This window comes from Pedobacter sp. (assembly GCF_037719805.1).
Lineage (GTDB): Bacteria > Bacteroidota > Bacteroidia > Sphingobacteriales > Sphingobacteriaceae > Pedobacter.
In genome coordinates, this window is sequence record NZ_JBBJLZ010000003.1 from 710,390 (window position 1) to 736,414 (window position 26,025).

Below are 26,025 nucleotides of genomic sequence, written 5' to 3' on the forward strand. Positions count from 1 at the left end.
TCTTTTAAAAAATATTTTAACCAGATATGAAATTATATATGACAGTACATAAGACAATAACGCCAATGCCAGGAGATTAGATAAATAGAAAGATTAGCAATGACATTGCCCGTTTAGGGCCATTAGCACTCTAATGGGCCAGTAGTTCCGCTTACTCTCCTGCAAAACGGGTATCGATAAAAGGAACACTTAGTAATGACAAAATAACTTTATATTGCACTATTGGACGTAAGTAATTAAATCCTGTTAAATGTCCCAGCTCTCAATCTACGAAAGTCTTAAAGAAAAAAGAAGAGTATTTAAGTCAACTGACTATTTTACTATTGATTCTGCAAAAGACTTTGACAGATGGTACAAGGAGATATCTAAATTACATGATCATTCTAATTTTTTGGAACGAAATAATAATGGTCTGGAAATCTTTGATGATGCAAAATACAATTACTATCCATATATTTTTCGAGGAGTTGGTGATGCCAAATACAAAATCTTTCTTCTGCTCAAAGAGATTGGAATATAAATGACATGGGACAATGGGCTAATAGATCTTACTTAGAGTATGTCAACGACCTTGTCAAAAAGGCAAGTGGATTACCATTATTAGCCAAAGTTTTCAAATATTATAAGTTACATTATACTCAAACTGATTTCCCGACCTTAAGTATTTTGCAACATTATGGAGCCCCAACACCTTTGATCGATTTTACTTATAATCTAGATGTTGCGCTTTATTTCGCTACCGAATTTTGTAAACCAAGCAACAGTTCAAACCCATTAGACCATTATTTTCGGTTAATGCGATTGATAGGCACAGTCAGATTAAAAATGAATTCTTAAATTTATTACAATTTAATAATGGTTCATTTCCGGTATTGAAATCATTTTATGAATTGCAAGAAAATCCTAATTCGATTTTTTACATTACGGATTTTGAGAATAAATTTTCTAAGAGAAGTTCCCAAGGATTTCAGGATCAAAGACCATTAACTATTTTATTTAATCAAAGAATAATCCCACAGGAAGGATTATTTGTTTTTAATCCGTCACCTATAATTCCTTTAGAAGACTGTTTCAATTCGCCGGAAGCGAATTCAAATCTCAATCTTAAAAAAATGATGTGCATTAATATAAAAAAGGATTTGTCTGAGTATGTTAGAAGGAAAATTAAAATTAAAGACATTGATAGGTTATACATTTATCCAGAGCTAGAAAATTATGTTAAGTTTGTTAAGAATGTAGTCTTGGACGACTTGATGAAACCATAAAGGAGAATTAGGTACGTCAGGTTTGTATGGAAGCTACTTTAAAGAGTAATACTATTTAAATTGGCCGTCCGATGGCAAACCTTCGAATCTTATCAACTAAAAAATATCCTACCTGATGGAATATCTAGGGCGATCAGCGTAAGACAACCATGCAGAGCTAAATAATGTTAGGTATTAGGAAAAAAGAGCTTAAAAGTATAAAAAAAAACCATTCGTGAAAGAATGTATATATGCATGTATTACCCTGGAGAAAGATGAAGGAAGCCTTAGCTATACTAATAGATCCTGGCTAAACTCCGACTAGGATTTGTGATTGGCACTATTTATCGACCCCTACTGAATACGGTGAATTCCACAATATGGCCGTATTGATTGCTACAATCCCAGGCACCTTCGAAGAGAGCCCGCTCGTTTTGAAATACAATTTCGAATTCTTGGACAACCTATTACGGTCTTTGAAAATCATCGCCAGTCCCCTTCCGCTTATTCTAATGATTTCTTTTTTAAATTAAGAAAACCAATGGAATACTAATTCAGCAAGCTACTCACCTAATAGCTGCCTAATTATTGAGGATATTGACGCTTATTTTACCTATAGTTTCACATTAAACCTTATTTATGACGCTGAAATCAAACGACTTATTTATATTCTGAAGTTGTCGATTATTACTTGGATTGATGTATCTTAGATAAAATTTTATCTAACTATATAACAACGTAAATGAAAATTATAGAAAATTAACTTTAATGGAAAAAAAGACATTATCAAATATCTTAGAAGGAAAGATTTTTCAAATTCCTGACTACCAACGGGGATATGCCTGGGAAGTTAAACAGTGGAAAGATTTTGTTGCAGATATTGACGCGTTAATTGATGATAACATAATTAGTCATTATACAGGAACAATTGTCATCTATCAACCTATCGACAAGCCAACTGAAAATTACGGAACTAAGAGGCTTGAGATAGTTGACATTGTTGATGGGCAACAGCGACTAACAACCTGTAGTATTTACTTGTCAATCATCCTAAAGGAACTGATAAAAGTTAGCGAAGATGATTACACTTCAGAGATTCCTATCTATCTACATTCTGGTAGCAAAAGCAAACTTAGGTTAAACAACGACACTGGTGACTTTTATTCCGACTTAGTATCTAAAGGCATTAGCAACATTGAACCAAACTCAGTTCATCAAAAAAGAATTTTTGAAGCCTACTGCTTTTTGAAGAGACATATAGAAGAACAATTAAGAATTAGAGGTGATAAAGGAGAAGAATATTTAAGAGATTTATTTGACGCTATCATTCGTAAATTAAATTTTTCATTCTACCCTATTGAGGTTGAGAGTGAAATTGGGATGACGTTCGAATTGATGAATTCGAGAGGGAAAGACTTGTCATCCATGGAACTGCTGAAAAACTATTTGATGTATTGGGTTTTTCGAAACGTTCAAGATAGTTCGGAGAAAGAAAACTTTACCAAAACAATCAATAAAACTTGGAAAGAAGTTTATGTAAACATCGCAAAGTGCAACGGTAGTGAAAGTCAATGCCTACGTATCGCCTGGACGTTGTATGTGAATTACACACCAAAAAACTGGGATGGATATAGTGGATTTAAATCTGATTATGTTATTCCATTGAGAGATTTTTCGATTAGGAGTAAAGAGCAAGTGAAAGAATTTCTTCTAAAGTTTGTTGATGGACTTGCACTGATTTCTAAACATTATTCAACTATCATAAAGCCAAGCGTCTCTTCTGTTGATGAAAGTGAGCTAAATTTACTAAGCAAAATTATAAACGCCGGCAATATAGCGAGCTATCTTCCTCTCATGGTCGCATCGCGCATTAAAATAGAAAACGGGGAAGTAGGAAAAGGCGAATATATTGGGTTATTGAAATCTTTAGAAATGTTTTCATATCGGGTGTTTCTTTGGGAAGGGAAACGAAGTAATGCTGGTTTGTCAAAATTCTACCGCTGGGCTGATGATGTGTTTGCGTCTAAATTCTCTTTGCAGTCCGTTACAGAATGGATTTACGGCACCATTAATTGGTATTCTCCTGAAAACGGCTTTAGAAAGTCTTTAATAGAAGATTTTTTTGATTGGTACCCATATCGGAGACTATTAAAATATACGCTTTTCGAGTATGAACTTTTTTTATTAAAAGGCAAAAACCAACCTAAATTAGAGTGGGAAGATTTATCAGACTCTACACTTGAACATATTCTACCACAAAACCCCGAAGTAGCTTCAAATTGGCTCACTAAATGGACAAAAGAGGAACGTAAGAAGTTTATACATGATATTTCTAATATAGTGCTTACTAAAGACAATTCACGATATAGTAATTTTGAATTTCTAAGAAAGAAAGGAACAGCAGGATCCGGTTTCTCCTATTCCAACTCTGATATTCGACAAGAAAGGAAAATTGCAGAGTATAACGATTGGACTAATGAAACTCGCCAAAAAAGAAGAGAAGAATTAGTATTTTGGATAATCAGAAATTGGGGCATCGATAAGCATTTTCAACCACCAGCAGGTGACATATTTGAAGACGAAGAGGAATTAATTTTCAACGATATCGACTAGTGATACTATCGCAAAAGATAGATTTATTAGTTGCGAAGCGTACGACAATATTATTTATGAATGGAAAATACCCAAATGCTACTTGGAATGGTCGAAGTTTTTGGCATGGCACTTCAACAATATTCCTAAGATCGATACGAGAAACGGGGTTGGGTGCTATCAATCCAAGTAGGGACTGGAAAATATTAGAATTGCTCCAGTTTCTTTTTAATGAAGTTATCAGGCTTAAAATTGACAATGTAGTGTTTGATTTACACCGCGCATCAATTGCAGCGTCGGTTTCACAGACGACACTTGATTACCGAGGTAAAAAGTTGAATTTCCAACATGATGGTGTTCACCTCTCAGCAAGTTGCATTCGTGCAGCCACTTACGCATGCGAAAACCTTGCTGGAAGTGAGTTGCTTCAAAAATGCATGAATCTACTGAGTATATTGATCTCAACTTGAAACGATCCAGAGATACCTAACGGACTCGATTTTCTGCTTTTGAAACGTTATATGAATATTGCTGCTAAGCCTATTATAATAGAGATCCGAGATGTTTTAGACTCCGTGTTACTTTGTGAAGATGGAACTAGTAATAAAAACGGGACTAGGATTGCTCCTAATCCCTCAAAAAACTTCTTACAGTATCACTACTGGAATGTTTTGAATTATCTGAGTGGATGGTTTGCCCAATCCTTAAAGTAGTTACCTACTTACTATATCGATCCTTTGCAGCCCAGATAAACTGAATAATGAAAAGGACCGCTGCCATATTTTGGATACCTATTTCCGGCAGACTAATGAAAATACTCATTGCTTGCAAATTAGAAAAAATAAATGGAATCATCCACCATCTTAAAGCTGTTTACATAGATTCAGCGTACTATGATACATACAACCAAAAACACTACAATATGCAACTTTTAAAATCCTGCTATCGACTTACAGCCGCGTGAGCTATACTTTGCTTCTATGATAAGACAATTGAAGACAAGCAAGAAAGTACAGAATACGATTAAGATTCAACGACTCATGGATATAATGAAATTCTATCTGGGTTAAGAATTAAGGGGCTCATTGCAGACCCAAAACCTGAGCAACTCGATGTTTATTTTAAGTGGAGAGACAAATGGTTCGAATATGAATACGCTAATATACGTCGTCTGAAAATTCAATACGTTGAAAAAGAGCATCCGGTGGTTTATCGGTTGATAGAAGAAGGCTTAATAGAGGTAGCTTAAAAACAAGTGACGAGCCAAGCCGCGCTAGCTAAGTGGTGGGGCATTATATTATGAAGTATCGTCTCAAGTCTTTTGGTGTATTGACCTAATTTAAATCCATCATCTGTTGTAGGCTTTGCAGGATTAATCATCGTTATCAAAAAATGCTAACCTTCTTTGACATCATTCTATACACTAAAAATATTAGTATTTTTGTTCCATGGGAACAGTTGTTAAACTAAATCAAACTATAGAAGACGACCAAATAAAATCAACTCTAAATTCTGGTTTTCATCATTGGGTAGTTAATAATGATAAAATATCTAGTATGGTTAAGGATATTGACAGGCTTATTGTCTGCCAAGGAAATGGAAAAGTAGACGTTGATTTATCTAAGTTACCGGATAGTTTCGTTAATAAATACTTTCTTGATAAGCCGAAACTGTTTGCAGATGAATTTATTCGGAAACTAGAGCAGTGCGTTTTCAATTCTCTGAGTTCAATTGGGATTCCGGACTATCAAATTGAATATACCTTTCGGTACGTCGGAATTCATACTAGCAGAACGGTAAAGTATTACCTGCTTACACGTATGCTTTAATTACATACCATGTTCGTATTCACCCAACAAACTACATATTTTCCTTCTCTATATGTTTCTTATAATTCGGCGGATATAGGTCTCTGATGTCTTTGTTATTGATTGTCCTAATGTTCTGTTGGGATTCCGGAGCTCTTCCAGTTCTTTCAAATGTTACTACGTCGAAAAAGTTTTGATTTTTCCAGACGCAATACTAGTAATTCCAAAACCAAGTTCCTTGACGAAAGCCAGCGTTTTAATACATTATTTAATCAAGTAGCGACCACCTTACAAACCATAAAGACGTAGAGCGCTTAAGTGGAGAAAGCTTTAATGTTTTAGAGTTCTTAAGATTCAATAAATGAAATTAAAATGCATCATCATTCTACGAAACTACCTTAAATTGTTGCACATAAGCCTAAACTTTCCCGCTCAGTTTGTCAAAATTTTTCAAGATTGCGGTCGCCTTTACATTTACTGATATTAAGCACCCCTTATAGCTGCACTGAAATTGTCAGTCCAGGTTTGATCACCTCCGTCTGGATATATACCTTGTCGGAGAGCATTCGAACTGGTTCCTGTATTTTGCAAATGAGGGCGTTCAAAATTTAATGGCATCAGACCCTCTGAAATGCCAATTTTATTCATTTTGCTCCACCACTCCGATTGTGCGCTAGAGGTATCCCAGCTCCAGTTTCCGTTAATGAGAAGCACAAAATCTACAGCAAGCCCATATTGATGGTAAGACGACCATGGCTGCGCATAAGTTACAATTTTGCCTGGCTCAGTTCTACCTTGTGCATATAATTTTGCCTGTCTTTCAGGATATCTAAAAGCCTCATATATTTTGAAGGGAATGCCCTCACTTTGCAATTGGGTATATACCTTTACCACAGCAACCCTCACTTTCGGATGAAGAAATCTGATGTCATTACTTCTATCGATTCTTGCTACAGGTACCCTGGGAGTTTCGGTCTTCAAATAGATCTTGAGCCAGGTTTGTCCACCAACCAACCCGTCAACTTTGATCCCATTGCTTTGCTGAAATTCATTTACTACACTCAACGTTTTAGCTCCGAATGATTGTTCGTTATCAAAAGAGTATCCAAGTAATGAAAGTTTCTGTTGTAAGTAATGTAAGAGGGGTCCAGTGCTGCCATTTTTTAGTAATTCCATGTCTCTAATTTTTGGGTTAAGGATTTGGGACGGCCGGTGGCAATGGTGGCGGAGATGATGCCGACACGCCACCAAGCGTCGTAATGGGCGCGGGCGCGAGAGGAGCTGGGCTTTGCGAAAGTGAATCTTTGTTCTTATTGTTGAGCACATAGCCACCTATCGTTCCCAATAGTGCCGCTAAAGTATTTTCAGCTATTACTTTAGATAAACCAAGTATCAATAAAGAAAGAATCAACAATAATACCGTTATCGTATTGATGGCAAATGCAAATTTATCTTTGGGATCTATGGCCGGTGTAAGTGTATTAGCATTTTCCCTTGTGCTCTTCAAGCCATACCAGTACATGATCAACGCAGCAATTATAAAAAAGGGTATACCTATTACAACAGCATACTGGTTGATGTTGAAATTCTTTTTGTTGAATTCGTCCCTTAAATCGTCGAGCTTCCTGATCAGATTTTTTTTCCTGGCAATCAAGGTGTCGTTTTCAAGTTGCAAGGACACTTTAAGTTCCTTTAATGTGAAAACCATAGATCCTTTCTTTTGAGTAAAAATTTCTTTTGCAATGGTGAATTTGGGTGGGGTTTCTTTTGTGAAAAGAGAATCGTTTCTTGCGAAGCCAAATGGTGATGTATAGTCTTTTGTTTTTAGCGTATTACAAAGGCTGCTTAAGTCCGTTGAGTAAGCCTGAGCGGCATTTTCGATTTTCCCAGCTATGCTTTCATTGACTTCATAATCACCAATAGATTCATCATAATCTTGATTGGCACTGAAAATCAATCTGGGAGCAAAAGATTTTAAAGTTTGTGCATATGGTGAGTCAAGATTCATCGAATCGAAAGTTCTCAGAGAGACGTTTAATTTGTCCTTAAATCTTGATAGATATGAAATGTCTTTTTCAAGTTTTGACGCCTCATTATTAGTTGAAGTTATCTTTTCTTTAATGTTATTGATATTATCAGGATTCCACGGCTCATATTCAACTGCTGTTGCCGAATTATACCATTTGGGCAACGTTGAAACCGAAAATAAAATAGATAAAAGAAGTAACATCACGAACACAAAAAATTGTGCCTGTGTCATTGTGGAGAAAAATTTCTTTACCATATTGGCTATATTATATTTTAAGATACTAACACATATTCCTACAACTATTTATTTGCACGTTATCTAAAATTGAATTTTATTAATCAGGAAAAAAATAGCTATTATTAGCTATTTTACGATGGGTGCAACAAGTAGTTAGCATACGGTCCAAATCCTTGCACCATTGATCAAAACCTGGATATCGGTGTCAAAGGTGGTTACCTGACAGCCGAAAGCCAGCTGCTTCGGATCAGTGCAGACAGCGGAACGACCTGGACTTTTATTATAAGATCGGATAGTTAATGTCTGTGTAAAAGAACATGTGGTTGATATTGTATCCCACATCGCCCATAGCTAGTTAAGTGAGGTAGCTGACAACATAATTGTCACCATAGAACGCTATTAAAAATTAGCTAGAAGTAGCTATTGTACTTAGCAGAATAGCTGTTTAGCTTTAATTAATAATTAAGTTCTAATAATAAGCAATTTGATCACACTATTTTAAAGCGATCTCGCTCAAACATTCCGGTACTGTAGTTTCTTTTTGTCGTCTTCCGTTCCAAGCTCCATCCGTAAAGCAATCAGTCTCTGATTCCAAAGGAAAAGCTATACCAAACTATTCCTTTAATTCCTGTATAGGTAGCGAGAAAATGATAAGGATCGCGGACTAACTCCTTGAACGTAAATACTAAAGAATCAGAACTCCTTCTTATAAAACGACTAAAACTGAAATACTACAAAAGCTGATATAATCTAAAAAAAAACTAATATGACTGAGAAATTTAGACTTGCTTACGAAGCAACAATGAGGCATGAAGGTGGCTATGCTAATGATCCGAATGACCATGGAGGCGAAACCTGGCGCGGCATTGCACGCAATTCCTGGAGCAACTGGCCAGGATGGAAGATTGTTGACGACATCAAATTACGAAAGCCAACTTCTCTAAATGCGGCACTACAAAAGAATGCTAGTTTGGATACCCTTGTGCTGAATTTTTACAAGCAGAACTTTTGGGATCCTCTAAACATTGATCTGATACATTCCAATCAGATTTCCCTCCAGCTTTTTGATATGAGTGTTAATTCTGGCATTAGTCGCGGCGCTAAAATATTGCAGGAAGCTATTAATCGACTAATTGCCCCTAACCAGATTGCTGTCGATGGAGATGTAGGTAATGAAACGATTACTGCCGCAAATGGGCTAGATCACCAAGCACTTTACAATCAAATCAACGTGCTCCGGTCAGCTTTTTATGAGCGAATAATTAAAAAAGACCCTACCCAGGAACGCTTCCGTAGATCGTGGTTCAGCAGAATTCATTCCTTTAAAGCAGAAAATGATATGTCAGTTGCATAAGGCTCGATACCATAGGTATACTGCAAATGTCGAGCTACCGGTTCGAAGGGGTGTCAGAAAACGTAGGTACACAATCCACCAACAGATTAGGATACAATGAGTTTGGTGATTAAATTAGTATTCCCAAATCAAAGAAATGAAAAATAAAGCGCTCTTAAGCCATCTATTGAAGATGGCAGCATTTTTCACTATTACCCTCAATTCCTTCGTTGTCTTGGCTCAAAATAAGCTAGCCCTACCTTCTTCCGCACATTTGGAATGGTCAGATGCCGAGATAGGGGCAATCTTCCACTTTGATATGCCTACATTCAAGCCGGAATACAATTGGCGGGTTTATGGTTCGCACCCTCCAGCATCAGTATTTAATCCATCTAAAGTAAATACTGATCAGTGGATAGCCGCGGCTAAGGCTGGAGGCGCAAAGTATGCGGTATTGGTAGCAAAGCATGGCTCTGGTTTTAGCTTATGGCCAACTGCTGCGCATGTATACAGTGTAAAGAATAGTCCCTGGAAGAATGGTGAAGGAGATTTAGTAAAGGACTTTGTGGAATCCTGCAATAGTTATGGGGTCCGACCAGGTATTTATGCAAGTGCATCTACTAATGGCTATTTATGGGCCGACAATCCAGGTGTAGTTGCAAAGGGCGGACCGGTAGACCAGAAAACTTATAATAATATTGTCCTACAGCAATTAACGGAATTATGGACTAATTATGGGAAGTTGTTCGAGATTTGGTTCGATGGTGGTGTGATACCAGTTAGTGAAGGTGGTCCTGACGTAAATGCTTTGCTTAAGAAACTTCAGCCTGATGCGGTGGTTTTCCAAGGTCCGGCTTCCGCTAAAAACCTAATCAGGTGGATTGGTAATGAAGATGGGTTAGCGCCTTACCCCAATTGGAGTACGACCAACGGTATAGATGCCACTAAGGGATTTAAGGAGAATGACTTTTCCGGGGTTCCAGGAGGCAAGATTTGGTGCCCTGGTGAAACGGACTTTCCACTGAGAACTGGTGGTTTCCAAGGTGGTTGGTTTTGGGTCGATGAAAATCAGGATATGATTACTAAAGAAAAATTCCTGGATAACTATGTAACCAGTGTAGGTCGTAACTCAAACATGCTGATCGGGATCGTAGTGGATAGCAGCGGACTGGTTCCTGTAAGAGATGTGGCTTTGCTAAAAGAATTTGGAGATGCAGTGAAGATGAAATATCGCCAGGTAAAAACGACTTCTGGAAGCGGCAGGGAGCTTTTGCTGGATCTTAACAAGATGCAGTCTCTGAAAGGAGTGGTGATCAAAGAAGACATTGCAAAAGGAGAGCGGATTCGGAAATACGTCCTGGAAGGATTTAATGGGAAGACCTGGAAAACAATTGGCGGTGGCAGTTCAATAGGTCATAAAAGAATCGAGATGCTGATTAAGCCTATGGTGCTTTCTAAAATAAAGCTTCGTGTGTTGGATTCAGAAGGAACTCCGGTCATTAAAGAGTTTGGCGCGTTTTAAGAATGAATAATTTGCAAAGGAGGTAAGAAAAGCCGGGTACCAGCCATTCTCCTGAATGACATTAGAGGTTAGTGTACAGATAAACCGTAGCTGTACAGATAAATGTTATGTGTACAGATAAAAAAAATCTGTATAAATAGGCCGGTTATCTGTACAGCTACGAAGATTAAGTGTAAATTAATCTTGTTTGGAGTAAAAGGATTGTAGTTTCGTTTCAGCAATTAATCAATGCTGGCGCTTAAATATGGTACTATCTAGACATCAATTCCCTTGTTTCAGTCTACATCGAGCCTACGATCTAGTTGATATGGGGTTTATCTGACTAGGTCTTTCCTTGGTGTCTGCTAGGTATCAGCTATGTGTTTGCTTGCTCCTGGGCCGTAGCGAGCACATAGAATACACATAACTCAGTGGGAGGCAAGAATCTTCCTTATTAACCTCATATCAATTAGAATGAATATTCTAGTACCTCCCTTTGCACAAACTGCGGACTAAGAGGTATATCAGGGCGCATTCGTTGCGAAAAGGGGGGGCTTTTCCCAAGCAGTTCGCACTGATATACCTAGGAGTTCCCTCGTTGTGCAAAATTTGGTTAGTCCGTTATCGCTGATTTGATAGGAGGGGCGATAGTCGTCGTTTCCTATCAGGAAAGTAAATAAAATGGATAAAAAATAATAATTAAAAAATAATCGTTTCTTTTTATGAAATTATTTGTTTATTCCATTAAATCTTCGTACATTGCACTTATAAGATACTAATGTTCCTGAATGCCCTTGTTAATTAGATTATCAACACCATTCGCATTAAATAGAAGCTGATTACTATCGCCGATAACCACAGCATAACAAAGTTTGCGCTCGCGTCCGTACCTATAAACAAAAAATAAGTAGATCACATCAGGTGACCTGCAAAATGATCAGCCCCAGGCTGACATCAACAACGTTCCTCTTCTTAGTTACAATTTCCCGTTTAATTAGGATCTATGCTAGCCTCTATCCTAATTTCCAATTTAATCAGGATTGATCACCTGGAATCTTGGTTGTTCGCTGTGAAGCGTCCAGCATCGTTCTTTGACGTATTAGTAAATTTTGCCCTTAACTTTCCTAATAGGGTGTTAAAAATTAGGTCCCTACCTTCGGGGTTTGGCATTTTAAATACCTGAATTCAGTCATTGCGGGTAAGTTTAAGCTTCAGCGCCTTGATTGAGCACATGCTGGTAGCGGTTATACGAAGCGGCCCCTGCCCAAGTGGTTTCCGCTTTACTTGAACGATTAATCCAAATAAAGAGTTTTATTTGAATTTTAAGGGCAGATTAAAATCAACAGTATAATTGTTTGGTCTTTGGCCAATAGCGATGGATTTGTCGCAAGCAACTAGACAGAGCAGCCAATCCCTAAAGCAGGGATCATCACTATCCTCGGGTTGCGGCCCCAATTCGTCATCACAAGCTCTAAGATCGTCCGTACAGTTCCTTCCACATCTTTTTCTTGCCTCACTGAATCCTCCATCCCCTGATGGATTGTCGCCTGGCACCTGCACAATATCACCCGGAAACTCATATACCGTCACCTGTTTATCGTGATAAGCGAAAAGTACGTTTACATTGCCTCTGCTGACATATTTTACCGTTCTTTTTTCGCTCATTTTAAAAGATTTGATATTTCCAAGTGAAGAGATTGTTCCTTTTTCAAAGAATCCTTTTAATTCCGCTGCTAGGAAAATAGTCTTCACAAATTTGCCCTTCGTTTTCAGGTAAGATGTAGGCGAAGCATTAGGGGTTGACCCATCCTTCAGCTCATAATATTCTGTGGTATTATTCAGCGTGCTTTTTTCAGTAACCTGAAATTTCTTTCCTGAAATGGTGACTTCCTCTTCTGGCTTACAGTGTATCGTTGTAAAAAGGCATAAAATGATTAGTGAAGATTTAATAGCGTAATTTTTCATGCACTTCAGAGTTAAGAGTAAATTTTTATGAATAAAATTAGTTGGTTGATGTTTGATAAAAGCCGTGGATGGTATTTGTAAGTTACCAAAGGGAAATTAGGCTCACAATGACTAGTAATAGTCATTTAATGGTTTGGCATCTGGTAGGTTGTAATCTAATGAGGTCATTTAGTTGATTAATCTTTTATTTCTTATTTTGTCAATTCCCATGGCGAAGACAAACGGCAAAATACCCATCAATTCCATGGCAGATGATTTCAGTCAGGGAATCTCGGTGGAAAGAATGATCATCAGAAAATCGGACTTCGAAGCGGGTCAGCAATATGAAAGTGCCAACGACTCACATCGCGATGACGGTCACACCTTTCACATTGTTGAAGCCGGCACAATCCTCATTGAAATTGATTTTGAGCAATATGAAGTGACGGGGCCTTCCGTAGTCTATATGCATCCGACCCAGGTTCATCGAATTCTGGATTTTGATGAGGTCACAGTTGCCTCTGTATCGATTCGAAATGAAGCGATGAATCCAGACTACATTGATTTTCTGGAGGAGCTTGTTCCTTCAAAACCGCTTGCTCTTATTAATGATGCCGATTCCAAGGTATCAACTATCTTCGCATTGTGTTTAGGCTTTTCCGAAGAACACAGCGGTAGGTTTTATTTTCCGCTTCTAAATGACAGCTGTAACACGCTTGTGTCTTATCTAATCTCACAATTCCTACAACAAGATCCACAAACAGCTAATCTTCCCAGGTATGCACTCATCACTAAATCCTTCAGATTACTACTGGAAAAAAACTACCGTCAACTGAAGCGAGCTGGAGACTATGCTGATCACCTAAATATCTCCGTACCCTATCTGAATGAATGTATTAGTGTCAGCACTGGACATTCTGTTTCAAAAAATATCCATAACCGGATTATTCTGGAAGCAAAGCGAATGCTTTACTACACCGATAAATCAGTTAAGGAGATTTCATATGATTTAGGTTATGATGATTACATCTATTTTACTAAGCTTTTCAAAAAGATCGCCGGTATGTCCGGATTAGCCTTCCGCAACAAAAACCGCGATTAGTACCATACTTGCTTCGTTCCAGCATGTGACATTCTTTAGGTTCAGTGCAATTTTGTATTACAGAACGAGGATATGGAATCTGCGTGGTCAATGTTAAATTATGAAAATGGGAAATACTAAAAGTGTATTGATATCAGGAGCCAGCTTTGCAGGTCTTACTACCGCTTTTTGGATGAATAAAACGGGCTATAAAGTAACTGTGGTAGAAACTAGTGCCGACTTAAAAAGGGGTGGTACTCCTGTAGATATCAAGGATCAGACGGTTGACATAGCAAAAAGAATGGGCTTGTTTGAACAAATAAAAGCGAACAGACTGGGTTTGGAAAGGTGGGAATTCAAAAATGCAGATGACCTTACCGTACGGACGATGCTACTAAAAGAACCAGGTGAAGAATTGCCGGACGATGAGTTTGAAATCGAAAGGGATGTATTGCTTCAAATGCTATTTGATTTGGTAAAGAACGATGTTCAATTCTTTTTCAGTAACAGCATTACCGCATTACATCAGGAAAAAGACTTCGTGCAAGCCAGTTTTAGAGATGGTACTAGTAATCGGTATGACCTGGTTTTTGGTTGTGATGGGCTACACTCGGTTGTACGAAAACTTTCCTTTGGTACAGAAAATCACTTTGTCAGTTTTTTGGGCCCATACTTCTCCACTGCTATAGTCGACAAATACCTGATACCTGATGCTACATTGCAGTTGTATGCGGAACCAAACAAAGGTGTAATGTTAAATGCATACAATAATAAGACGGACATTGTATTTACGTTCCGCCCGGAAAATGAGATACTTTATGATTTTCGTGACCAGGAACGTCATAAACAAATAGTCTCAGCGCAATTTGAGGGGATGCGCTGGCGTACTCAAGAATTGCAGTCGGAATTGATAAATGCACATTCGTTCTATTTTGATAAATTTTGTCAGGTTAAAATGCCTTCCTGGACTAAAGGCCGTGTTGCATTGGCGGGTGATGCTGGCTATTGTGCTTCTCCGGCCGCTGGCATGGGCGGTTCGTTGGCCATTATAGGCGCGACGGCGGTTACTGATGCTTTGCAGAATTGTGAGGGAAACCATGAATTGGCGTTTCTTGAATACGATAGAAAACTGCGGCCGTTTATCGACCAGGTTCAGGCCGATGCGGTTGAAATGTTAGATAAATTGCTTCCCAGGACTCAGGAGGAAATTGATCTAATGCATCAAAATGGATTTTAGTCAGGCAGAACAAAACTTGCCTTACTTATCATGTTGACGATCCTGGTTGGCATTGCCAGAGGACAGAAAAACAAGTCAAAAGCAAAAAAGCCGGTATCGCCGAGGGATTCAGTCTATGGTTATAAAATCATTGATAAATCCGGATCTGGTAACTCCTTGATGCTAACGATGCCAGTAGAAACGGGGAGGAGTAGGAGTGTTAAATTACCGAATTCCTATAGCAAAGGAGGCTTGGACGTTGAATTTATCTTCCATAATCATTATTAAACCTTTGTATCTTAGCTGGAAATGGTAATTCGACGCTGTCCTGGAAAAATGACAGCGGTAATATTTTTAATAGTTATCAATGAGAGGCAAAAACGGTAATAGATTTCAAGTCTTAAGTACTGAAAGGTTAACATTGAGACAACTTAAAAGCGGTGATGTCGATGGAATATTCGCCTTGCGTTCAAGCGATAATGTAAATAAATATCTTAACAGAAAGCCAAGCGAATCAATTGCTGATGCAATGACCTTTATTCGGGCTATCATTAGTAACAATCAAGATAACAATTCATATTATTGGGCGATTACATTAAATGGCATCGACAAACTGATTGGAACAGTTTGCCTATTTGACTTTTCAAATGACAATTTGAAGGCAGAGATTGGCTATGAATTATTGCCGGATTTTCAGGGAAAAGGAATAATGCAAGAAGCGCTTTCTAAAGTGATAGCTTTTGCCGTTCAAGATTTGCAACTAGAATCAATCAAAGCTGTCACTAATAATGAAAACAAAAATTCAATAGCGCTTTTAGAGAAATTTGACTTTAAAAATGATGGTGCTAACGTATCAAATTTCACCACGTTTACTTTCAAGATTTAAAGAAAGAACAACAATTGAGCATTCAGAAAGGCTTTACATCTTTCATTCTTTGAAGCTGCTTGTGATTAGACATGGCCGAATTAGCAACCTAGCGTAAAGGTAATTGATGCTGAAGCAAGGACGGATCTTACTGCCGCCCCGCTCGTTCACCAGAAGCCAGAGGATAGATACGATCGTAAATATTGAATCGTTCAGTTACGATCTTCGCGATATCAAAATGCCGCTGTTCATGGTTCAACATGTAATCATCTTTGTAGGGAACGCCAAGCCAGCAATCACTTTTTGCCAGAGAGGTTTTTAGCGTGAGGGTGACATGGATAACTCCATCCTTGAGTTCTTAGTTTTGCTCATAACCGATGTTTGGCATTACCACCGCAGCATACTTGTTAGACGTTCTGTTAAATGGTGTCGCCCTCTAATTGGTCGCTATAGTAGTCGAAACGGATCTTTACGCCGCTGGCCAGTACCTTGGTGGAATTGATATTCTGGTTCATCCATTTGTTAAAGTATAGCAACGCAGATTTATCCAGGTTCTTCAGGTTTTGTTCCACTGCCCCTTTATTGGTGAGCAGGATAGCGTAATCCGCAGTGTCTTGCTATGTAGCCTGCGGGTTTTATTTAACGTTAATCTGGTACACACTTCGTTCTCGATGGGAGCTGGCCCAAAGTAAGATTCTCCATGGTATATGCCGATATCTCTGAGAGTGTTTTATCGCAAACCCGCTTTACCTCTTTAGCGTCGTTTTTAGTGGTAGTGCACTTCCAGCAACGTTTTTTATTGTCATCCGACTTTGTGCAGGACTGGAATGCCATAACTGTTACGGTTACTAGGATAAGAGCTGAGATACGTTTCATTTAAAGTTTTTACAATGATAAGGAATTTAGGTGGAGCGCAAGATATTAATCAAATTCCGAAACTACGAGCGTAATTGCGTCGTATATGAAAGCAATCTTAACAAACAAAATGCTAAAGCTTGCCGTCGGTTTCTTTTATATCACGCTCCTGTTTGCAGTTTCTGTTAAGTCTTCTGTTGCTTTCTTTTATACAGAACCTTTACAGAAGCAACTCACAACGAATCAAAACGATGAATCTGAAAAAAGCGAGTTCTCTGAAAAAGAGAAAGATTCAAAGGACGACCTCAAGAAAAGTGAATTCATTAATCATTTGGTCTCCTATTTTGTACCAAAAACCAGCAATATATTAGCTTACAGCAAAATAGACGATCGTCTTTCTTCCATCTTTCAAAAGATCCCAGAATTGCCACCTAAGGCTTGTTTGTGTTAAATATTCTCAATCTATTTATTCATTAAACAAATCTTAACATGTCAAATTTCAAACTGTATACGCTGGCATTCTTGTGCCTTATTTTCTCTTCTATTGCTTTTACATCATGTAAAAAAGACCGTGATGTGAAGCCAGAGGTCCTGACCCCAGGACCAGACCTTAACTTTTATGCATTAACAAACGATAATAGATTGTTATCGCTAAATGCTAAAAACCCATCATCCGTATTATCTCAGGTAAGCATATCGGGCCTTCAAACTGGCGAAAACATTTTGGGCATAGATTTCCGCCCAGCTACAGGTCAACTTTATGGTATCGGAAGTAGTAGCCGACTTTATGTGATCGACTACAAAACTGGTGCTGCCCGCGCAATAGGTGCAACAGCATTTGCTACTGCAATTTCTGGTACCAGCTTCGGCTTCGATTTTAATCCTACCGTTGACCGCATCAGATTAGTGAGTTCAAGTGGCCAAAATCTTAGGTTAAATCCAGAGACAGGTTCAGTAATGATTGTAGATGGAGTAATCAATGGTGTAACGAACGCGCAAGTGTCTTCCGTTGCCTATACTTCTAATCGTGCTGGTGCGGCTACAACTACTCTTTTTGACATCGATGCAGCAACTGACAAATTGTACAAACAGGATCCGCCAAATGATGGTAAACTTGTTGAAGTTGGTAGCCTTGGCGTTGATGTAGATCAAATTGGTGGTTTTGATATCAATCCGGACGGGAGTGTAGCTTTAGCTGCATTACAAGTCAGTGGCCAGTCATCCTTGTTCACCGTAGATCTGACCAGCGGAAAAGCGATGAAAATTGCTAACCTAAGCGGTCAAATAACTGGTATTGCGATACCTACGGAGCCTGTTGCCTATGCGATATCCACTTCAAATGAATTGTTAATATTTAATCCTTCGTCTCAAACTCCTACACTCGTAGCGAAAACCATAACTGGTATTCAAGTTGGCGAAAGCATTCTTGGGCTTGATATGAGACCTTTGAACGGACAGCTCTATGCATTAGGGTCAACAAGTAGAATCTATACCATTAACGCATCGTCTGGAGCTGCCACAATGGTGGGTACTGGTCCACTAAGCACGCTAATTCCAGCAACTGCAGTAGGCTTTGACTTTAATCCGGTACCTGATAGAATCAGGATTGTAGGTAACAATGGTCAAAATTTCAGAATTAACCCTGTTGATGCAACACTTACTGTTGATATGCCTATCTCATTAGCAGGCGCAACTATTACGGGTGCTGCTTATACTAATAACTTTGCGGGTACAACGGCAACGGTTTTATATGATATAGATTCCACGATTGATAGGTTATACAAGCAAGATCCGCCTAACAACGGAACGCTGGTAGACGTAGGTCCACTGGGCATAAATGTTGAAGCTACAAGCGGTTTCGATATTGGCGGCACAAGCGGAATTGCATATGGCATTTTTACAGTTGGGACAGTTCAAAGACTGTATAGTGTGAACCTGACTTCAGGAGCAACAACTGCTATCTCAACCATTGCAACACCAGTACGTGGGTTTACATTGGGATTAGGTTTCTAGTGATCAACTCAACTGTTCTTCAAAGGCGCCGGTTATTTATCGGCGCCTTTTTGTTCTGCACCGGGCATGTAGATCTGCTATAGGGCACAAGTCGCAAACCCAACTTGCAGTAGGAAGGGGTTAGCCATGAGCAAGAGTGTCGATTGCAGCGGCAAGGGGATAAACTAATATCCGCAGCGAAGCATAGACTCTCATGAAACACTTTTACCTTTACTCCTCGTTATCCTGAGCTCCCAAGACTCAGGAAGAAGTAGAACTAATCTATCAAAATGGATTTTAGTCAGGCAGAACAATTTTATGGGCTATTTTTATGGAATTTCCCGTAAGCTCGCATCTTATTGATAATCAATTGACATGGCTATATGAAAACAAAACTTGCCTTAATTATCATGATGACGATGCTGGTTGGCATTGCCAAAGGACAGAAAAACAAGTCAAAACCAAAAAAGTCGGTATCGCCAAGGGATTCAGTCTATGGTTATCAAATCATTGATAGATCCGGATCTGGTAACTCCCTAATGCTAACGATGCCAATAGATACGGGGAGGAGTGGGAGTGTTAGATTACCGAATTCCTATCGCAAAGGAGGCCTGGAGCCGGTTTCAATGCCTACTCATAAAGTTGAAATGCTAATGCTTAAAGGGACAAAGGACTCGTCTGCAAAAGGCTCAGTTGAATCTATTGTGAGGCCTAATCGTAAAGTTGTACCTGTTAAACCCAGGAAGAAGTAAGTATAGCTGCAATCCTATAGTCGTTTACTGATCACTTCCCGCAGGTACGCCTCATTGTCGTCGCCCCATTGGCCAAGAGCTGCAATTACCGGAATTAGCGTTTTACCAAATTCAGTAAGACTGTATTCCACCTTTGGCGGAAGTACCGGATAAATCACCTTGGTAACCAGATCATGGGCTTCCAATTCGTTCAGCTGCACATTTAACATCCGTCTCGAGGCTTCCGGAATTTTACGCTGCAATTCACTCGGCCGCTGATGCCCTTCGTTGATAAACCAGAGCAGCCGGATCTTCCACTTGCCATACAAAACCTCCGCGATCAAATCCAGCCCGCAGTTCAGGTTCAATGCTAACTTCCTTTCGTACATATAACAAATGTAAGGGTATGTTACAAAACCGCAAATAGGAGATAAATTTATCCCTATCTGATTCGTTCCTCCGTACTTGTAGAGAAGTTTGGTATGTCTGAAATTTGTCTTAGATAAATGGTTAAGACATGGAACAGTTTAATTTTGATAACGAGCTCAAAGACAAGATAGCACTGGTAACAGGCGGCACGAAAGGCGCCGGAAAAGCGATTGCCGAGCGGTTGCGTAGGGCAGGGGCAACAGTAATTATCACTGCCAGGAACCAGCCAGAAGATGCCAATGAGGATCTTTATTTCATTGCCGTCGATCTAAGTACTTCTAAGGGCGCACAAAAAGTAGCTGATGAGATTCTGGAGAAATATGGTAGACTGGATATTCTTGTCAATAACCTTGGGAGTTCTGAAAGCCCAGGTGGTGGTTTCTCCGTATTGACCGATCAGGATTGGGAATCGACCTTTAGCGCAAACCTTTTTGCACCGGTCCGACTGGACAGACTGTTCCTTCCCAAAATGATTGAACGTGGAAATGGGGTCATCATACATATCGCCAGCATTCAGGGCAAGTTGCCACTATATGATTCGACGCTTCCTTACGCAGCAGCCAAGGCAGGACTCATCAATTACAGTAAAAGTCTGTCCAATGAGGTTTCACCCCAAGGTATCCGTGTGCTCACCGTTTCTCCGGGATGGATTAAAACTAAATCGTCCATCAAGATGATGGAAAGGATTGCCGAAAGTTCAAAAGTAACGATCGAACAGGCTACCCAGAGCGTGATGGATGCGCTTGGCGGCATACCAGCCGGCAGGCCCGCTGAACCGGAAGAAGTAGCGGAATTAGTTGGGTTCCTGGTTTCGCCAAGAGCTGGCTATTTAACCGGAACCGAATATGTAATCGACGGAGGAACAATCCCCACTATTTAATATTTTTAACAATACAATTATGAAATTACCTGCAATTATCACCGAATTAGTAAATGCACAAAACAGCCGGGACAGTGCTGCTTATGCAGATTGTTTTACCATTGATGCGATAGTCTTCGACGAAGGCCATAACCATCAGGGTAAAGATGAGATCAAAACCTGGATCGAAAACTCTGCAGAGAAGTATCAAACTGTGATGGAGCCCATTGAATACAGCGAATCTGATGACAAAGGCGTACTAAGTGCTAAGATCTCAGGCACTTTTGAAGGAAGTCCGCTCGTTTTGAAGTGCAACTTAGAATTTGGGGACAAGTTAATACGTTCTCTAAAGATCACCGGCTAGTCTTTCAAGGCTTATCGGGCTTTGGTTTGGTCATCTTTCATCAATCTCAGAACGACCTCATATGCTGTTTTCTTCTCCCAGCGTGCTATTAACCAGGCAATAAAGCTGGATGTGAAGATATCATTGTTTTCGATGCTGCTTAACAAGTCCAAGACCGCCTGTTTATATTTTGCTTCAAAAAGCAGGTCGGGTTTGATCAGGTATTTCTCCACCAACTTAAGATACGCGAGCACACGTTCCTCCGAAGTACTTAGTAAATACTTCTTATAGCGCCGCCTGAAGCTACTGAGCCGGGACATGGCAAGCTCGATGTTAGAGAATTGTGCATGAACCAGAATCTCCATCAGGTTTTTCCGAATGGTCCATAACATGCCCATCTTTTTCTCATACCAGGCATCGGTCCGCGTGAGCAAGGTCAGCTGCTTTAAACTTCCCCGGTCATCCCGAAGGGCTAAAAACATAGTTAAACACAATTGCAGATCCTCAATATCTTCCGCTTTATCAGCAGGTTTCTTTTCCGTCAGTGATTTTTGCAGTAGCGAAATTGCATCCGCTGCAAAGTCTGTATAATACAAGGTTAGCGCAGAAAGCAAAGTATACCGCATAGAGAATAGGGCAGCGTACCGACTATCTGTCGCCATTAAATCCATCATTTCCTTAAGCTGGGATGAACTCTTAGCAAAGTCCCTTCTGCGGAGATGAAAGTTCGCCAGGTAATACAGAATGGATAAATTATAAAAAAGATGAGACTCTTTTTTATTCGCATCGGCTTCGATATATTGACTTGCCCGGCCAATATAGTCCGCTATCAATCCATAATTCTGCTGTATCGCTGCGTATTCATTCGCAATATGAAGAATTTGATAAATGGATTTATAGGTCATCAGATCCTCAAGGGAAATCTGGTATTTTTTAATGGTTGTTGCCAATAAGGTTTTCAGATTAATGACCTTAGCATTCAGGTGTATCTCCTGCAACTGCTGTCTCAAAAAGGCGTAGGCCATATTGAGCTTCGCGTCCCGTTGCATTTGAAACTGGTTTTTGAGAAAGCGCGAAGTCAAGGCTTCTAGGTCTTCTGCACCGGGCAGATGTGCATACTGTAGCTTCAACAATAAGATCTCGTTTATCAAATTCAACTGCTCTAAATGCGCAGCTAACTTTTGAGCCTTATCCAAACACTTAAATGCTGTTTTAACGATATCATTTTCTAATAAGAAACGCCCTACGACCACCAGGCGAAGCGCATCATACGTGTCTGACTGGTTGCTTTCAAATGTCTTCTGCGATAGAAACAACAGCAAATTATCTTGCAACCTTTTTCGTAAGGCATGGTAGGCATCCTTATTTTTCGCGGAATCGTAAAGCTTGTTTAAGCCCTTGATATCGTCAGTTTCTATCAAATTCAGCAATTGTAAGTTCTTTACATCAGTTCTCTTGTTTTTCTGCTGTAAAAACTGCTTAAAAAGCATTTTATCACTGTGGGTAAGTAGGTTAGTAAGCTCTAATATTGGGTCCATAAACGCTGTAATTGCAATATAAAGTTACTATAATGTCTAAATATATCGTCAGTTATTTCAAGAAGTTCATTTCTTTAGGTTTGATTTTCATCCCACATTTGCTTCCATATTAATCACTTAAACAAATTAACATGGAACCGTTACAACACAGAACAGAGGAGCATTCACCTATCGTAAAGCATAGCGAGAATCTTAGAAACCCATTTAAACCTACTGCCGCATTTATTGGAGCGTCATGGTTTGCCTTATTAGCAGGTGTCGCAGGCTATTGCATCGGCTTATGGAATGCCGTTATGCAACTCAACGAAAAAGGTTATTATTTCACCATTTTATTATTTGGCTTGTTCGCGGTGATCTCCGTACAAAAAAGCGTTAGGGATAGAGCCGAAGGACTAGCCGTTACTGATCTTTACTACGGTTTGAGTTGGTTCGCGACCATCGCATCCATGATCTTACTAACCATCGGTCTTTGGAATGCAGGTATCGACCGGAGTGAAAAAGGGTTTTACACTATGGCTTTTTGTCTAAGTATGTTTTCGGCTATTGCCGTGCAAAAGAATACCCGCGACGCAAAGCTAGTCGGGGATAAAGAGTTGTAATGTAACGGTTGCAATCCCGCAGTGTCTTGTGATCAAGCCTGCGGGTTTTTACGCAGCTGCTTAGCAGGAGTTAACTGCGCCCAAAATACTGGATCATTCTATTGATTTCTGCGTAAGAACCACGAAGATTGTTAGAAAAAATGACTACTTCTAGCTATTTTAATTCGTTTAAATTGGTTTTAGATTAGGGTGGAATTATTAACGCCTCCTATGATAATTAACAACCACTTGCGCGCGCCCGGTTTAGAATTAAAGAAAACTACTATCTACAATGCAGTTATTAAAAAAGACATAAAAGCTAAATGTAAACGTGTCGGTTATCCCAAAACGTATGTTTTTAAAACTTTAGAAGATAGAATTATTGATTCTCGAAATATTGGAAATCTATTTCCAGCGAACATACGCCCGGGATAGTACGAAGCGAGACAAACATTTTTCTCTTCGACCTTTGATCAACTCTTGCAGTTGCTGATAGCTAACGAGGCGTTGCTAATACAATTCGATAATCCAACTTTTTAATGAATTAACACTAATGTAAACTATGAAATGTAACGATAAGTCTGTGACATACCTTAAATCAGAAGGCTATAATGTAGTAAGATTACCTAGAGCCGATATTAGACCTCTACAAGTTCTGATAAAAAAAAGCGGTTCTTTTGAAACATTAGGATCAATAGATTCTGTACTAATTGCTGGGAATAATAAGTCATTACCTAAAATAAAACGTGATGAAAGTGTGGCAGGCATTTCGGGGAAGAAGACTAGCGATATGAGTGCTGGAGTTGCCTTGAGTATATTGGGCAATATAATATCGGCAATGGGTGGCAATCTTGGAATTGATGCTCAATACTCTAGTGCAAAAACTATCAATTTCGAGTTCCAAGATGTAAAATCCGATTCTGTTAACATCGTGGAGCTTGATTTGTATCTTAATGATGCAGATATTGATCCGCTTTCAAAACAAGTACGTGAACTACTAGAGTCTGATGACATTTATATCATTACTTCCATTATTAAAAGCAATATAATAAGCGTAGAAGGGACGAAAAAGGATAGCAGCAGATTAAAGCTCGATATACCTCTAATTAAAGAAGTCTTAGGTGGCAAAATTAATATTGAAACAAATGGTGATATAGAGTCCAAGATTGCTTATCGTGGGGAAAACACACTAGTATTCGGTTTTAAAGCATTACGATTAATTTACGAAAATGGAAAATATAGCGCATTCGAGAAGGCCAGCGAAGGAACTCCTTTGTCAATTGAGGAACCTGAATGGATCGAACGGGGAACCGTAAATTGGTTATCTGCGCAAGAAAATTTGGTTCAGTTCCAGTAAGATGACAAAGAAAAGAGATAAAGTCGGCCAAGACTACAAGTTTGACCCAAGTGCACTAGAGAGGACAATCATTGCTAAGCCGCTCCTAAATGTTATGGAAGAGCATCCAGAGGAACCAACAGATATTATTATTGATCTCAATTTTGATTACGATGGAGGAATTGTGGAAGCCGGAAAAAAAGTAGAGGGATTGTTAAATGAATTGTCTGAATCGGGCGAGCTATCTAGTGAAAGCAGCCTCAATGAAGCGGCTATAAACGACGTAAAGAATCGTCTTACACGCCAGTATATTTTCGTAAAGCTAAGCCCTAAAAATATTCGTTCACTAATTTTAAAAGATCGGGAACGTTCACTTGCAATTTATAAGATTTGGCCAGACTTTGAAGTAAGCAGCCAGACAATCAAGTCAGTCCAAACTATTAAAGCTGATGCTGCTAGAAGTTCGTTTTCTGCTCTAGGAGAAGATATCATTTGGGCTGTACTAGATTCAGGTGTAGATTTTAGTCACCCTCATTTTAGTTTGCATAAAAATAAGCACAAAGAATTTCATAAAAACTTCACCGAATCAGGAAGTGAAATAGAGGATGATTTCGGACACGGTACACATGTCGCTGGAATAATTGCTGGTGAGATAATAAAAGGAGATAAAAGGAAGGGATTACAGCCAATATTTCTTACAAAGGCTAAGAACCAACTTGGAGAGTCTGAATATCGAAATGAAACCATTGATAAAATTTCCGGTGTAGCCCCTAAATGTTCCATAGTTAGCCTTAAAGTACTTGATAGTAACGGCAAAGGACAAACCAGCGCTCTAATCGCTGCAATTGCGTATATCCAGGAAGTGAATAATTATGGGAGAAATTTGAAAATACATGGTGTAAATTTAAGCTTAGGTTACCCCTTCGATCCTGAATGGTTTGCCTGCGGTCAAAGCCCAATTTGCGTTGAGGTTAATCGGTTAGTTAAGTCTGGAGTAGTCGTTGTTATTGCTGCTGGAAATACAGGTTTTGGTTATACTGACACTAAATTTAATGGTAGAATGGCTACTGGAATGCCCCTAAGTATAAACGACCCGGGTAATGCAGAACTTGCTATCACCGTTGGCGCCACGCATAGGGAAGCTCCACACACTTATGGCGTTTCTTACTTTTCATCTAAGGGACCAACTGGCGATGGTAGACCTAAGCCGGATATTATTGCACCAGGTGAAAAAATTATATCCTGCGCAGCGGGTTCGAAGAAAAGCAAATTTGGAGTAAACGCACAATCTATTGGAGAAGCGTACTACCTCGAAGAAAGTGGGACAAGCATGGCTGCACCACATGTTTCTGGTGCAATAGCAGCATTTTTATCTATAAGAAAAGAATATATTGGCCAGCCTGAAAAATTGAAAACCATATTTTTAGAGTCTGCTACCGATCTCAAACGTGATATGTATTTTCAGGGCAATGGCCTAATAGATTTAATGCGTGCGATTCAGTCAGTTTAAAGAA

General features: G+C 39.2%; 27 protein-coding genes. 20 read left to right on the top strand and 7 right to left on the bottom strand.

The window, feature by feature from the left end; all coding sequences use genetic code 11:
- Positions 1-250: 250 nt before the first annotated feature.
- The 5 genes from WKF66_RS12725 to WKF66_RS12745 all read left to right on the top strand — a co-directional run bounded on the left by WKF66_RS12725 (position 251) and on the right by WKF66_RS12745 (position 5,665).
- Positions 251-520 carry a hypothetical protein gene (locus WKF66_RS12725; RefSeq protein WP_489674837.1) on the top strand — a complete coding sequence of 90 codons (270 nt, stop codon included), beginning with the start codon at positions 251-253 and terminating at the stop codon, positions 518-520.
- Positions 521-525: 5 nt separating this feature from the next.
- Positions 526-837: an FRG domain-containing protein gene (locus WKF66_RS12730; protein WP_489674838.1), complete on the top strand. Its 312-nt coding sequence runs from the start codon at positions 526-528 to the stop codon at positions 835-837.
- 1,175 nt (positions 838-2,012) lie between these two features.
- Complete coding sequence (locus WKF66_RS12735) at positions 2,013-3,857, top strand: DUF262 domain-containing protein (RefSeq protein ID WP_489674839.1); 1,845 nt, start codon at positions 2,013-2,015, stop codon at positions 3,855-3,857.
- Between the two features lie 56 nt (positions 3,858-3,913).
- Positions 3,914-4,306, top strand: coding sequence for a hypothetical protein (locus WKF66_RS12740; RefSeq protein WP_489674840.1), 393 nt, complete (start codon positions 3,914-3,916; stop codon positions 4,304-4,306).
- Positions 4,307-5,392: 1,086 nt separating this feature from the next.
- Positions 5,393-5,665, top strand: a complete 273-nt coding sequence (locus WKF66_RS12745; RefSeq protein ID WP_489674841.1) for a hypothetical protein — start codon at positions 5,393-5,395, stop codon at positions 5,663-5,665.
- 462 nt (positions 5,666-6,127) lie between these two features.
- On the opposite strand, the gene WKF66_RS12750 is transcribed toward WKF66_RS12745, so the two are convergent.
- Positions 6,128-6,820, bottom strand: a complete 693-nt coding sequence (locus WKF66_RS12750; RefSeq protein ID WP_489674842.1) for a peptidoglycan-binding protein — start codon at positions 6,818-6,820, stop codon at positions 6,128-6,130.
- Between the two features lie 16 nt (positions 6,821-6,836).
- Entirely contained in the window at positions 6,837-7,928 is a 1,092-nt protein-coding gene (locus tag WKF66_RS12755) for a hypothetical protein (protein WP_489674843.1), read from the bottom strand.
- Between the two features lie 748 nt (positions 7,929-8,676).
- Between WKF66_RS12755 and WKF66_RS12760 the strand changes: the two genes are divergently transcribed.
- Positions 8,677-9,264, top strand: a complete 588-nt coding sequence (locus WKF66_RS12760) for a glycoside hydrolase family 108 protein (RefSeq protein ID WP_489674844.1) — start codon at positions 8,677-8,679, stop codon at positions 9,262-9,264.
- 136 nt (positions 9,265-9,400) lie between these two features.
- The gene (locus WKF66_RS12765; RefSeq protein WP_489674845.1) at positions 9,401-10,765 is read left to right on the top strand and encodes an alpha-L-fucosidase; all 1,365 of its coding nucleotides are present in this window, start codon (positions 9,401-9,403) and stop codon (positions 10,763-10,765) included.
- A gap of 1,290 nt (positions 10,766-12,055) precedes the next feature.
- On the opposite strand, the gene WKF66_RS12770 is transcribed toward WKF66_RS12765, so the two are convergent.
- Positions 12,056-12,709, bottom strand: coding sequence for a hypothetical protein (locus tag WKF66_RS12770; protein WP_489674846.1), 654 nt, complete (start codon positions 12,707-12,709; stop codon positions 12,056-12,058).
- A 208-nt stretch (positions 12,710-12,917) separates the two neighbouring features.
- On the opposite strand from WKF66_RS12770, the gene WKF66_RS12775 reads away from it, so the two are divergent.
- The 5 genes from WKF66_RS12775 (at position 12,918) to WKF66_RS12795 (ending at position 16,172) form a co-directional block, all read left to right on the top strand.
- Positions 12,918-13,790 carry a helix-turn-helix domain-containing protein gene (locus WKF66_RS12775; RefSeq protein ID WP_489674847.1) on the top strand — a complete coding sequence of 291 codons (873 nt, stop codon included), beginning with the start codon at positions 12,918-12,920 and terminating at the stop codon, positions 13,788-13,790.
- Positions 13,791-13,896: 106 nt separating this feature from the next.
- Positions 13,897-15,006 (top strand): FAD-dependent monooxygenase, encoded by a 1,110-nt coding sequence (locus WKF66_RS12780; protein WP_489674848.1) that lies wholly within the window; start codon positions 13,897-13,899, stop codon positions 15,004-15,006.
- 30 nt (positions 15,007-15,036) lie between these two features.
- The gene (locus WKF66_RS12785) at positions 15,037-15,273 is read left to right on the top strand and encodes a hypothetical protein (protein ID WP_489674849.1); all 237 of its coding nucleotides are present in this window, start codon (positions 15,037-15,039) and stop codon (positions 15,271-15,273) included.
- A 79-nt stretch (positions 15,274-15,352) separates the two neighbouring features.
- The gene (locus WKF66_RS12790; RefSeq protein ID WP_489674850.1) at positions 15,353-15,871 is read left to right on the top strand and encodes a GNAT family N-acetyltransferase; all 519 of its coding nucleotides are present in this window, start codon (positions 15,353-15,355) and stop codon (positions 15,869-15,871) included.
- A gap of 106 nt (positions 15,872-15,977) precedes the next feature.
- Entirely contained in the window at positions 15,978-16,172 is a 195-nt protein-coding gene (locus WKF66_RS12795) for a hypothetical protein (RefSeq protein ID WP_489674851.1), read from the top strand.
- 97 nt (positions 16,173-16,269) lie between these two features.
- On the opposite strand, the gene WKF66_RS12800 is transcribed toward WKF66_RS12795, so the two are convergent.
- On the bottom strand, positions 16,270-16,422 hold the full coding sequence (locus WKF66_RS12800) for a hypothetical protein (RefSeq protein ID WP_489674852.1): 153 nt from the start codon (positions 16,420-16,422) through the stop codon (positions 16,270-16,272).
- Positions 16,423-16,495: 73 nt separating this feature from the next.
- Positions 16,496-16,726: a hypothetical protein gene (locus WKF66_RS12805; RefSeq protein WP_489674853.1), complete on the bottom strand. Its 231-nt coding sequence runs from the start codon at positions 16,724-16,726 to the stop codon at positions 16,496-16,498.
- A gap of 85 nt (positions 16,727-16,811) precedes the next feature.
- On the opposite strand from WKF66_RS12805, the gene WKF66_RS12810 reads away from it, so the two are divergent.
- From WKF66_RS12810 to WKF66_RS12820, 3 genes are all read left to right on the top strand, one after another.
- Complete coding sequence (locus WKF66_RS12810) at positions 16,812-17,156, top strand: hypothetical protein (RefSeq protein WP_489674854.1); 345 nt, start codon at positions 16,812-16,814, stop codon at positions 17,154-17,156.
- Positions 17,157-17,194: 38 nt separating this feature from the next.
- Complete coding sequence (locus WKF66_RS12815; RefSeq protein WP_489674855.1) at positions 17,195-18,718, top strand: DUF4394 domain-containing protein; 1,524 nt, start codon at positions 17,195-17,197, stop codon at positions 18,716-18,718.
- Between the two features lie 362 nt (positions 18,719-19,080).
- Positions 19,081-19,449: a hypothetical protein gene (locus WKF66_RS12820; RefSeq protein ID WP_489674856.1), complete on the top strand. Its 369-nt coding sequence runs from the start codon at positions 19,081-19,083 to the stop codon at positions 19,447-19,449.
- Positions 19,450-19,463: 14 nt separating this feature from the next.
- Here the strand turns inward: WKF66_RS12820 and WKF66_RS12825 are convergent, their stop codons facing one another.
- Entirely contained in the window at positions 19,464-19,817 is a 354-nt protein-coding gene (locus tag WKF66_RS12825; protein WP_489674857.1) for a winged helix-turn-helix transcriptional regulator, read from the bottom strand.
- 128 nt (positions 19,818-19,945) lie between these two features.
- On the opposite strand from WKF66_RS12825, the gene WKF66_RS12830 reads away from it, so the two are divergent.
- A complete protein-coding gene (locus tag WKF66_RS12830) occupies positions 19,946-20,737 on the top strand; it encodes an SDR family oxidoreductase (RefSeq protein ID WP_489674858.1) in 792 nt (263 codons plus the stop codon).
- A gap of 19 nt (positions 20,738-20,756) precedes the next feature.
- The gene (locus tag WKF66_RS12835) at positions 20,757-21,080 is read left to right on the top strand and encodes a nuclear transport factor 2-like protein (RefSeq protein ID WP_489674859.1); all 324 of its coding nucleotides are present in this window, start codon (positions 20,757-20,759) and stop codon (positions 21,078-21,080) included.
- A gap of 11 nt (positions 21,081-21,091) precedes the next feature.
- On the opposite strand, the gene WKF66_RS12840 is transcribed toward WKF66_RS12835, so the two are convergent.
- The gene (locus tag WKF66_RS12840) at positions 21,092-22,597 is read right to left on the bottom strand and encodes a hypothetical protein (protein ID WP_489674860.1); all 1,506 of its coding nucleotides are present in this window, start codon (positions 22,595-22,597) and stop codon (positions 21,092-21,094) included.
- Positions 22,598-22,728: 131 nt separating this feature from the next.
- Between WKF66_RS12840 and yiaA the strand changes: the two genes are divergently transcribed.
- From yiaA to WKF66_RS12855, 3 genes are all read left to right on the top strand, one after another.
- The gene (yiaA, locus tag WKF66_RS12845; RefSeq protein ID WP_489674861.1) at positions 22,729-23,196 is read left to right on the top strand and encodes an inner membrane protein YiaA; all 468 of its coding nucleotides are present in this window, start codon (positions 22,729-22,731) and stop codon (positions 23,194-23,196) included.
- A gap of 541 nt (positions 23,197-23,737) precedes the next feature.
- Positions 23,738-24,532: a gasdermin gene (locus WKF66_RS12850; RefSeq protein WP_489674862.1), complete on the top strand. Its 795-nt coding sequence runs from the start codon at positions 23,738-23,740 to the stop codon at positions 24,530-24,532.
- 1 nt (position 24,533) lies between these two features.
- A complete protein-coding gene (locus tag WKF66_RS12855) occupies positions 24,534-26,021 on the top strand; it encodes a S8 family peptidase (RefSeq protein WP_489674863.1) in 1,488 nt (495 codons plus the stop codon).
- Positions 26,022-26,025 lie beyond the last annotated feature (4 nt).

Excerpts from the sequence above, each read along its gene's own strand:
- WKF66_RS12855 (WP_489674863.1), top strand. The coding sequence starts at position 24,534 with ATGACAAAGAAAAGAGATAAAGTCGGCCAAGACTACAAGTTTGACCCA.
- WKF66_RS12775 (WP_489674847.1), top strand. The coding sequence starts at position 12,918 with ATGGCGAAGACAAACGGCAAAATACCCATCAATTCCATGGCAGATGAT.
- WKF66_RS12760 (WP_489674844.1), top strand. The coding sequence starts at position 8,677 with ATGACTGAGAAATTTAGACTTGCTTACGAAGCAACAATGAGGCATGAA.
- WKF66_RS12815 (WP_489674855.1), top strand. The coding sequence starts at position 17,195 with ATGTCAAATTTCAAACTGTATACGCTGGCATTCTTGTGCCTTATTTTC.
- WKF66_RS12750 (WP_489674842.1), bottom strand. The coding sequence starts at position 6,820 with ATGGAATTACTAAAAAATGGCAGCACTGGACCCCTCTTACATTACTTA.
- WKF66_RS12835 (WP_489674859.1), top strand. The coding sequence starts at position 20,757 with ATGAAATTACCTGCAATTATCACCGAATTAGTAAATGCACAAAACAGC.
- WKF66_RS12765 (WP_489674845.1), top strand. The coding sequence starts at position 9,401 with ATGAAAAATAAAGCGCTCTTAAGCCATCTATTGAAGATGGCAGCATTT.
- WKF66_RS12780 (WP_489674848.1), top strand. The coding sequence starts at position 13,897 with ATGGGAAATACTAAAAGTGTATTGATATCAGGAGCCAGCTTTGCAGGT.
- yiaA (WP_489674861.1), top strand. The coding sequence starts at position 22,729 with ATGGAACCGTTACAACACAGAACAGAGGAGCATTCACCTATCGTAAAG.
- WKF66_RS12740 (WP_489674840.1), top strand. The coding sequence starts at position 3,914 with ATGAATGGAAAATACCCAAATGCTACTTGGAATGGTCGAAGTTTTTGG.
- WKF66_RS12795 (WP_489674851.1), top strand. The coding sequence starts at position 15,978 with ATGCTGAAGCAAGGACGGATCTTACTGCCGCCCCGCTCGTTCACCAGA.
- WKF66_RS12820 (WP_489674856.1), top strand. The coding sequence starts at position 19,081 with ATGAAAACAAAACTTGCCTTAATTATCATGATGACGATGCTGGTTGGC.
- WKF66_RS12790 (WP_489674850.1), top strand. The coding sequence starts at position 15,353 with ATGAGAGGCAAAAACGGTAATAGATTTCAAGTCTTAAGTACTGAAAGG.
- WKF66_RS12840 (WP_489674860.1), bottom strand. The coding sequence starts at position 22,597 with ATGGACCCAATATTAGAGCTTACTAACCTACTTACCCACAGTGATAAA.
- WKF66_RS12785 (WP_489674849.1), top strand. The coding sequence starts at position 15,037 with ATGTTGACGATCCTGGTTGGCATTGCCAGAGGACAGAAAAACAAGTCA.
- WKF66_RS12805 (WP_489674853.1), bottom strand. The coding sequence starts at position 16,726 with ATGAAACGTATCTCAGCTCTTATCCTAGTAACCGTAACAGTTATGGCA.
- WKF66_RS12810 (WP_489674854.1), top strand. The coding sequence starts at position 16,812 with ATGAAAGCAATCTTAACAAACAAAATGCTAAAGCTTGCCGTCGGTTTC.
- WKF66_RS12850 (WP_489674862.1), top strand. The coding sequence starts at position 23,738 with ATGAAATGTAACGATAAGTCTGTGACATACCTTAAATCAGAAGGCTAT.
- WKF66_RS12735 (WP_489674839.1), top strand. The coding sequence starts at position 2,013 with ATGGAAAAAAAGACATTATCAAATATCTTAGAAGGAAAGATTTTTCAA.
- WKF66_RS12730 (WP_489674838.1), top strand. The coding sequence starts at position 526 with ATGGGACAATGGGCTAATAGATCTTACTTAGAGTATGTCAACGACCTT.
- WKF66_RS12755 (WP_489674843.1), bottom strand. The coding sequence starts at position 7,928 with ATGGTAAAGAAATTTTTCTCCACAATGACACAGGCACAATTTTTTGTG.
- WKF66_RS12770 (WP_489674846.1), bottom strand. The coding sequence starts at position 12,709 with ATGAAAAATTACGCTATTAAATCTTCACTAATCATTTTATGCCTTTTT.
- WKF66_RS12825 (WP_489674857.1), bottom strand. The coding sequence starts at position 19,817 with ATGTACGAAAGGAAGTTAGCATTGAACCTGAACTGCGGGCTGGATTTG.
- WKF66_RS12745 (WP_489674841.1), top strand. The coding sequence starts at position 5,393 with ATGGTTAAGGATATTGACAGGCTTATTGTCTGCCAAGGAAATGGAAAA.
- WKF66_RS12725 (WP_489674837.1), top strand. The coding sequence starts at position 251 with ATGTCCCAGCTCTCAATCTACGAAAGTCTTAAAGAAAAAAGAAGAGTA.
- WKF66_RS12830 (WP_489674858.1), top strand. The coding sequence starts at position 19,946 with ATGGAACAGTTTAATTTTGATAACGAGCTCAAAGACAAGATAGCACTG.